This is a genomic window from Methylobacterium sp. WL12 (genome assembly GCF_008039475.1).
In the GTDB taxonomy this organism is placed as follows: Bacteria; Pseudomonadota; Alphaproteobacteria; order Rhizobiales; family Beijerinckiaceae; genus Methylobacterium; species Methylobacterium cerastii.
On sequence record NZ_VRUW01000144.1, the window covers coordinates 1 to 6256 of the forward strand.

Consider the following 6256-nt stretch of genomic DNA (forward strand, 5'->3'; position numbering starts at 1 on the left):
GTTTTATTATTCATCTGTTCTTGTGATTTGCAGTAATCATTTCGAATTTGGCTTATAGCTATGCTGTTTCCATTATTGCGCACAATTTCACGCTGTGGAGTCGTTCTTTACATATCATAATCAGTCAGGCTCCGCAGTTAAACGTCGGACAGCAGACGTTTTATGTATCCGATTTGGGTCGGAAGCAGCTCCCTGCAATAGGTACCAGGCGTCCGGCTTCTTCCATTAAGCGCCATCACTCCGCTTGCCCCGCGCGATCTCTCTCATCTTGTCGTCGGGCAGCGGGCGTTGCAGGCTCAATGCCTCCTCGACCGGCGCCTCTAACCACGTGCGCCACTCCTCCGGCGTCGTCAGCAGCACCGGCATCGCCTTCGGATGCACGGGGCCGACGACGCCGTTCGCTTCGGTCGTGAGGAAAGCGTAGAGGCGGTGCTCCTCTTCGACCGGCTCATCGCGCTTCGGACCCCGCACGCCCGTCCAAGGCCGCCAGATCCCAGCGAAGGCGAACAGTGGCCGGTCTTCATCGAGCGCGAACCATACGGGGGTCTTGCGCGGCTTCGTGTCGGCGTACTCGCTGAACGAGGACACCGGGACCAGGCAGCGCTGCTCCGGCTTCAGCCACGGCCGCCAGTAGGGCGACTTCACATTCCGCACGTTCGTGACTGGGTGCTGCGGTCCCTTGCTCACCGGCGAGGGGAAGCCCCACCGCATCATCGCCAGCTCGCGCTCGCCGTCGGCCAAGCGCACGATCGGCGCCATCTGATCGGGGAAGATGGCCGGCAGCGGCGGCAGGTTGCCAGTCTCGTCGCGATCGACCCCGAAGGCCTTTCGGATCGCGTCCTGGCCTTTGTCGAGGCTGTAGAGGTTGCACATGCCAGCACCGTGCGCCCGTCAGGTCCGCGAGGGCAAGCCGGCGCGCCCGTCGCCACCCTCGACGCCGATCGCGGCTCGACACGTCCGGCCGTACTGGTTCGGCTGCTTGGTCCCAACGGCCCGCTGGTAGCGGCACGTCTGCGTCAGCCGAAGGTACACGTCGTAGAGGTCGGCGTGCTCTCCAAACAGCCCCCGGAGGCGCGCGAGGTCGTAGGCGCCGCGCCGTTTGCACGGCGGGCACTCCACGACGAGACGGCGCCCGCGGAGATCGCATAGGCGCTCCATCAAAGCCGCCCGCGGACATACCCGTGCGAGACAAGCCGATCCCGCCGCAGCGACCGGCGCTCGGCCTCTGCGAGGTCGGCAAGCGCATCCTCAACCACGCGCACGAGCGCGACCCATGCGTCGCCACGAGCCGCCCGGCGGTAGGCGAGCGCGATCGTCTCAGCCTCGGTCAGCCGGATCTCCACAGGCGGTTCGTGCGGCTGGGGGTGCATCGGCGCTCCGAGTCGCCCAAGAACATACAAGGAACAGACAGTAAGCAGACCGACGGTTCAACCATGGCGACGACGGCCAAGCGCGAGGCGGTGAGATGGTGTGGAGGGCGGGGTAGAAGGCCAATGCCGACGCCACTTTACCGCTTCCACTGCACGAACGGGCACGACCTTGTCGCCGATCGGCAGGGCAAGCGGCTGCCGACCTGGGCGCTGATGCGCGTCCACGCCGAGCGGGTCGCGTTGGACGTGATGCTCAGCAGCCCTCGGCGCGATTGGTCGACTTGGACGGTTGAGGTCTACGACGCATCCGGCCACCAGGTGCTGTCGAAGCCGTTCACCGACGTGCTCGACAACCGGCCAACGCGATAAGGCTGAAGGGAAGCACCATGGGGATGAAGACGACGTTCCTGGTGCAGACCTTCATTATCAAACGGAAGCGGCTCGTCCCCGGCGACCGCGAGGTGGCGCCGACCGAGAGCGGGGCGCTGAAGAAGGCGGAAGCCATGGCCGGCCGGATGCCGGGCACCGCGGCGCTCAAGATCGTCGCCGACGACGAAACGGGCGAGCTGGAGAGCGCAACGATCCTTGGGCAGTTCGGCGAGGTGCCGGACGATTTTGCGGAGAGCCTACAGGGCGGGTGAGAGCGGCAGCACGACCCAGCAGGAGACGACCGTTGCCCGCCCGTCATCAGGCGCCACATGGGCACCTCACGACACGGAGGAATGCTCATGCCCGACGAGACCAAGCCGAAGAACGGCACCACCCCTATCCATACTGAGAAGGGAAAAGCGCCCGCTCCGAAGACCGAGGAGGGTGAAGCCTTGGAGGGCGCTGATCCGTCCGACGTCCTGCCGGAGGACCCCGACGAGCAGAACGATCTCGCGTAGCACCCTGCTCGGTTCGGCCCCGCCCGATCTGCTCACGGGCGGGGGAACCCCAGATCTCACCAGCTAGGCCGATACGCAGTACATGGCCCGAGTGCAGGATGCCGGCACTTGGTTAGAGGCACGTCACCGCGGCGGGTGCCCCAGTGTGCCGGAACGGGGCGCTGAGCGGCGTCAGGCCGTCTCGGCGACCTTCTTACGTCCGCGCGCCTTAGGAGCTGCCTCGGGCGCTTCTACAGCCTTGGGCTTCCGACCCCGGGTCTTGGGCGCCTCGGAGACCGTCTCGTCGGCTGCGGCAGCCTTGGGGGCCGCCTTGCGCAATTGGCCAAGACCGAGGGAGCGCGCCAGCTCGGAGCGCTTGGCGGAATAGCTTGCGGCGGTCGAAGGGTAGTCCGACGGCAGGCCGTAGCGTGCGCGGTAGGTCTCCATCGTCAGGCCGCTCTTGGTCAGATGGCGCTTGAGCGTTTTGTAGGGCTTGCCATCGAGGAAGGAGATCAGCGCGTCCGGCGTGATGGACTTCTTCACCTGCGCGGGCGTCGGCTTCTCGGGACCAGCGGGCTCGGCAGGCGTCGGGTTGGCAAGAGCTGCCACCGCCGCGTGCACACTGGCGATGACGTTTGGCAACTCAGAGACCGGCACGTTGTTGTTCGACACGTAGGCCGCCACGAGGTCGGCAGCGAGTTCCATGAAGTTGGTGGATTGAGCTTCGGCTTGTTCGTCCACAGTGATCCCTTTCATCGAGAGGATCTATCGCTCTACCGCCCAGGGCCGTTGGTCAAGCTACTTCTATGAAGAACACACTGCCGAATGCTGCAATACGGATAGAGATTTTTTGCGGTGCGCTGCTGTTGCAGATGCGGGCATCAGCCAAATGCATCGCTCCTGACCCTGTGCTGCCGCAGAGCGCGGCGCAAAAGTCGGGGTCGCCCTGACAGGACGCCCCGGCCACTCTTCACCGAAACCATATCACTCAATCATGCGCACAGGTCACGGCAGGCTCGCGTGATCTTGTGCGAGGCGTACCTTGATCTGCATGAGAGATCGGTAGATCTCACGCCGGTAGCGTACACACAGGACAATCGAAGTGACCAAAGATAACCTGGGGTTGAACCCTGATATGCTCACAATGGCGAGCGAACTGGTAGCGGCGTACGTTTCGAACAACCGCGTATCATTAAATGAGCTTCCGGGATTGATCGGCACCGTTCATGCAGCCCTCAACGGCATCGCAAGCGGCACAGCCGCCGGTAGTGCCACCGCCACGGACGAAGAGGTCGAGATGCCGACCTCGGCACAGATCCGCAAGTCGATCCGGTCTGACGGGCTGGTCTCCTTCATCGACGGCAAGACGTACCAGACCCTGAAGCGTCATCTGACGAAGCACGGCCTCGACCCACATTCGTACCGGAAGCGCTTCGGCTTGCCGGTCGACTACCCGGTTACTTCAACCTCATACTCGGAGAGGCGCTCAGCGCTGGCAAAGCAGATTGGTCTGGGCCGGCCTGGCCGTTCGGCCGCCTGAGCAGGATAGCTCGATGTCGCCTCGACCGGATCAACCGGCGAGGCGACTTTCACAGCTTGATGTTGCGCGCCGAGAGTAGCCGCCGCGTGGCAGTGACCAGCATCTCGTCGGAAAACGGCTTCGGCATGAACCTCGCCCCCATCGGCAGTTGATCCTCAGCCGGTGTTGCAAGGCCAGATACGACGAGGATTGCGACCTCAGGCCAACGCGCGGCGACGGCCTTCGCTAACGTGAAGCCGGTCAACGTCTCTCCTGCTAGATCCACGTCTGCGATCATCGCAACGATCTCGGGCCGAGCGGTCAGATGCGCGGTTGCCGCATCGACGCCCTTCGCCTCAGCGACCTCGAAGCCCGCATCACCTAGCGCCGCGGCCATTGCCATGAGCTGGACGGGCTCGTCCTCCACGACCAGCACAGCCGCCTGCATTCCCGCCTCTGCCATGCGCGCATCCTCGCGTTGCCAGCCGTAGGAACACCTCTGACGCCGATCTCGCTCAAATGCTCGGTTCACAAATTCGAGCCGGGAGCCTGCTTCGGGCCTCAACCGGCGCCATATCCGCCCTTGGAGTTGCTAGAGCCGGTAGACGGTGGCTTCCCATCATAGCCGCCGCTCTCGGGCGCGTGGTCTGGGTTCGGATCAGGCAACCCGGGCGACGTGGGACCCGCGCTCTCGACCGGCGGAGCTTTCGAGGGATCGAGCGGGCCGCCCGGCGGAAGGGTGCCGATCGCCTCGGACTTGGTCGTGTCGTCGTTGCTCATGGGGTCCTCGCCTATGCTCTATCAGGCGAAGGCACCCCGTCGACGGAGGTTCCCCCTACGGGACGCCCGCTCCGTCACCGGGCCGTAATCTGCGCGAGCCCGGGAGTGCGCCCAACAAGGCCACGAACGGCTCTGACGGCACGCGCCGGCAGCTGCACCAAGCCTCCGATCGCAACAACGGCAACGACGGTGAGGATAGCGCCGACGATCTTCAGCATGGGTAGAGCTCCGGTGCATGCGGCGCCTGCAATGAAGCGGCGGCGGTTCTGCCGTTGAGGCAGCGCTCCGAAGGTGGCGAAGTTATGGGCCGGTCAGTGCACCAGCATCATCAGGCCCTGGCCTATGAAGACCACGAGGGCGAGCTTGAGGATAAACCCGGTATCTTCAGCAGCTTCGCGCATCGCTCGTCTCCGTCTCTGATGCTTAACGATCTCCTACATCGATCCTCGAAGATAGGCCCGTTCATACATCGTTAGGAGTTGTCCGGCCCTGCACTCAGAATATGGTTATCGCCAATTTAAAGCGTCCGTGATCCGTTAGGTATTTAGTAATAATCTCAGGCCTACTAGATGCAATTGTCGCTATCGGAGCAGGTGCCGTCTAACCCGTGGTGGACGCGCTTGGTGAGCTGATCCATGCAAGTGCCTCAATCCTCTCCCCGAAGCACTCTGTTCCGCACCGCACTCGCCATCACCCTCATCGCGATCGGCGCCGCCGGCTGCGCCTCAATGACGGACGTGATGCCGGCGCTGGACATCTCTCATTGGTCGAGCTGGTCGCTTCGCCTCTCGCGCTTGTAGGGGCGCGCACCCCAGCGCCGGATCGGATGGCGACCGCTGGCAGGCTGAGGTAGACCCCGGCCCCGGCATCGGACGGGGCAGGGAGCTAAAGGGGCATGAGGACGAGCGCACAGGCCGACGCGGCCCAGGCCCGGGCCGAGCTGGCGGAATGGAAGGCCCGCCCGTGGTGGCGCCGGATCGCGGTCTGATGGTCATGCGAGCGCTGCGCTGGATCTTGCTGCTTTGGAGTGTCGTTAGCCTAGGATCGCTCGTGGTCCAGGGCGTGATCCTCAGCGACCTGCTCACTACGCCTGGCTATGGCGCTCAACGCCTTGCGACCCTGATGTCCTCGGTCGTATTCTACGTGCTCAACATCGCGTTCCTCTGGCTGACCCGACCGAAGGCGTCTCACAAAGGCTGACGGATTGGCTCACGATCGCCGACGTCGTCGTTTTCTGGCAGGGTAAGGGGATGACGAACCCGTCCCTGCGAACCGACATTCTCGCCGTCGTCATCGAGAACCGCGAGCTACGCGCCCAGCTCGCCGAAACGCAGGATCAATGCGTGGAGCTGGCGGTGGACGCGGGCGAGCTGCATGCCGAGATCGAGGCCTTACGGGGCCGCCTGGCCCGGGCTGAGCGCGAGCGCGACGCCTGGCAGGCCGAGGCAGAACGGGACCGGCGCGCGGGCTGACGGCGCGTCAGGGCTTGCGACAGTCCTAAGGCATCGGCGCTACCTCCTAGCGAGCCAATGGGAGGCAGGGGAGAAGGAAAATATGATTTTCAAGACCAAAAGCCGTTTGAGCCCATATGAAAAACAAAAGTTAAGAGAGAAGTTTCCGCCCGATATTGGAAAATCAGCAAGGAATGAACTTCGTAAGATAAACGCCACGTTTTGCAATAATACGGCAATAGGTCTTACCGTTGCAGGATACTATATACC

11 protein-coding genes are annotated in these 6256 nt (G+C 63.5%); 5 read left to right on the forward strand and 6 right to left on the reverse strand.

The window, feature by feature from the left end; translation table 11 throughout:
- Nucleotides 1–225: 225 nt before the first annotated feature.
- From FV226_RS26370 to FV226_RS26380, 3 genes are read right to left on the reverse strand one after another with little or no spacing between them, the layout of a single operon-like run.
- Nucleotides 226–873: an SOS response-associated peptidase gene (locus FV226_RS26370; RefSeq protein ID WP_147765248.1), complete on the reverse strand. Its 648-nt coding sequence runs from the start codon at nucleotides 871–873 to the stop codon at nucleotides 226–228.
- Between the two features lie 18 nt (nucleotides 874–891).
- A complete protein-coding gene (locus tag FV226_RS26375; protein ID WP_147765249.1) occupies nucleotides 892–1158 on the reverse strand; it encodes a hypothetical protein in 267 nt (88 codons plus the stop codon).
- Complete coding sequence (locus FV226_RS26380; protein ID WP_147765250.1) at nucleotides 1158–1370, reverse strand: hypothetical protein; 213 nt, start codon at nucleotides 1368–1370, stop codon at nucleotides 1158–1160. The genes FV226_RS26375 and FV226_RS26380 overlap by 1 nt, the downstream gene beginning before the upstream one ends.
- A 123-nt stretch (nucleotides 1371–1493) precedes the next feature.
- Between FV226_RS26380 and FV226_RS26385 the strand changes: the two genes are divergently transcribed.
- The 3 genes from FV226_RS26385 (at nucleotide 1494) to FV226_RS28245 (ending at nucleotide 2257) form a co-directional block, all read left to right on the forward strand.
- Nucleotides 1494–1739, forward strand: coding sequence for a hypothetical protein (locus FV226_RS26385; protein ID WP_147765251.1), 246 nt, complete (start codon nucleotides 1494–1496; stop codon nucleotides 1737–1739).
- 17 nt (nucleotides 1740–1756) lie between these two features.
- On the forward strand, nucleotides 1757–2011 hold the full coding sequence (locus tag FV226_RS26390) for a hypothetical protein (protein WP_147765252.1): 255 nt from the start codon (nucleotides 1757–1759) through the stop codon (nucleotides 2009–2011).
- 87 nt (nucleotides 2012–2098) lie between these two features.
- Complete coding sequence (locus tag FV226_RS28245) at nucleotides 2099–2257, forward strand: hypothetical protein (protein WP_187278863.1); 159 nt, start codon at nucleotides 2099–2101, stop codon at nucleotides 2255–2257.
- Nucleotides 2258–2428: 171 nt separating this feature from the next.
- Here the strand turns inward: FV226_RS28245 and FV226_RS26395 are convergent, their stop codons facing one another.
- Nucleotides 2429–2992 carry a MucR family transcriptional regulator gene (locus FV226_RS26395; RefSeq protein WP_147765253.1) on the reverse strand — a complete coding sequence of 188 codons (564 nt, stop codon included), beginning with the start codon at nucleotides 2990–2992 and terminating at the stop codon, nucleotides 2429–2431.
- 346 nt (nucleotides 2993–3338) lie between these two features.
- Between FV226_RS26395 and FV226_RS26400 the strand changes: the two genes are divergently transcribed.
- Nucleotides 3339–3776, forward strand: a complete 438-nt coding sequence (locus tag FV226_RS26400; protein ID WP_348644134.1) for a MucR family transcriptional regulator — start codon at nucleotides 3339–3341, stop codon at nucleotides 3774–3776.
- A 49-nt stretch (nucleotides 3777–3825) separates the two neighbouring features.
- Here FV226_RS26400 and FV226_RS26405 read toward each other — a convergent pair whose 3' ends face one another.
- On the reverse strand, nucleotides 3826–4218 hold the full coding sequence (locus tag FV226_RS26405) for a response regulator (RefSeq protein WP_147765254.1): 393 nt from the start codon (nucleotides 4216–4218) through the stop codon (nucleotides 3826–3828).
- Between the two features lie 391 nt (nucleotides 4219–4609).
- A complete protein-coding gene (locus tag FV226_RS28250) occupies nucleotides 4610–4753 on the reverse strand; it encodes a hypothetical protein (RefSeq protein ID WP_187278864.1) in 144 nt (47 codons plus the stop codon).
- A 1032-nt stretch (nucleotides 4754–5785) separates the two neighbouring features.
- Here FV226_RS28250 and FV226_RS26420 point away from each other — a divergent pair.
- The gene (locus FV226_RS26420; protein ID WP_147765257.1) at nucleotides 5786–6007 is read left to right on the forward strand and encodes a hypothetical protein; all 222 of its coding nucleotides are present in this window, start codon (nucleotides 5786–5788) and stop codon (nucleotides 6005–6007) included.
- Nucleotides 6008–6256: the final 249 nt, after the last annotated feature.

What these genes read in the sequence shown, in the direction of transcription:
- FV226_RS26370 (WP_147765248.1), bottom strand. Translation starts at nt 873, where the DNA reads ATGTGCAACCTCTACAGCCTCGACAAAGGCCAGGACGCGATCCGAAAG.
- FV226_RS26375 (WP_147765249.1), bottom strand. Translation starts at nt 1,158, where the DNA reads ATGGAGCGCCTATGCGATCTCCGCGGGCGCCGTCTCGTCGTGGAGTGC.
- FV226_RS26380 (WP_147765250.1), bottom strand. Translation starts at nt 1,370, where the DNA reads ATGCACCCCCAGCCGCACGAACCGCCTGTGGAGATCCGGCTGACCGAG.
- FV226_RS26385 (WP_147765251.1), top strand. Translation starts at nt 1,494, where the DNA reads ATGCCGACGCCACTTTACCGCTTCCACTGCACGAACGGGCACGACCTT.
- FV226_RS26390 (WP_147765252.1), top strand. Translation starts at nt 1,757, where the DNA reads ATGGGGATGAAGACGACGTTCCTGGTGCAGACCTTCATTATCAAACGG.
- FV226_RS28245 (WP_187278863.1), top strand. Translation starts at nt 2,099, where the DNA reads ATGCCCGACGAGACCAAGCCGAAGAACGGCACCACCCCTATCCATACT.
- FV226_RS26395 (WP_147765253.1), bottom strand. Translation starts at nt 2,992, where the DNA reads ATGAAAGGGATCACTGTGGACGAACAAGCCGAAGCTCAATCCACCAAC.
- FV226_RS26405 (WP_147765254.1), bottom strand. Translation starts at nt 4,218, where the DNA reads ATGGCAGAGGCGGGAATGCAGGCGGCTGTGCTGGTCGTGGAGGACGAG.
- FV226_RS28250 (WP_187278864.1), bottom strand. Translation starts at nt 4,753, where the DNA reads ATGCTGAAGATCGTCGGCGCTATCCTCACCGTCGTTGCCGTTGTTGCG.
- FV226_RS26420 (WP_147765257.1), top strand. Translation starts at nt 5,786, where the DNA reads ATGACGAACCCGTCCCTGCGAACCGACATTCTCGCCGTCGTCATCGAG.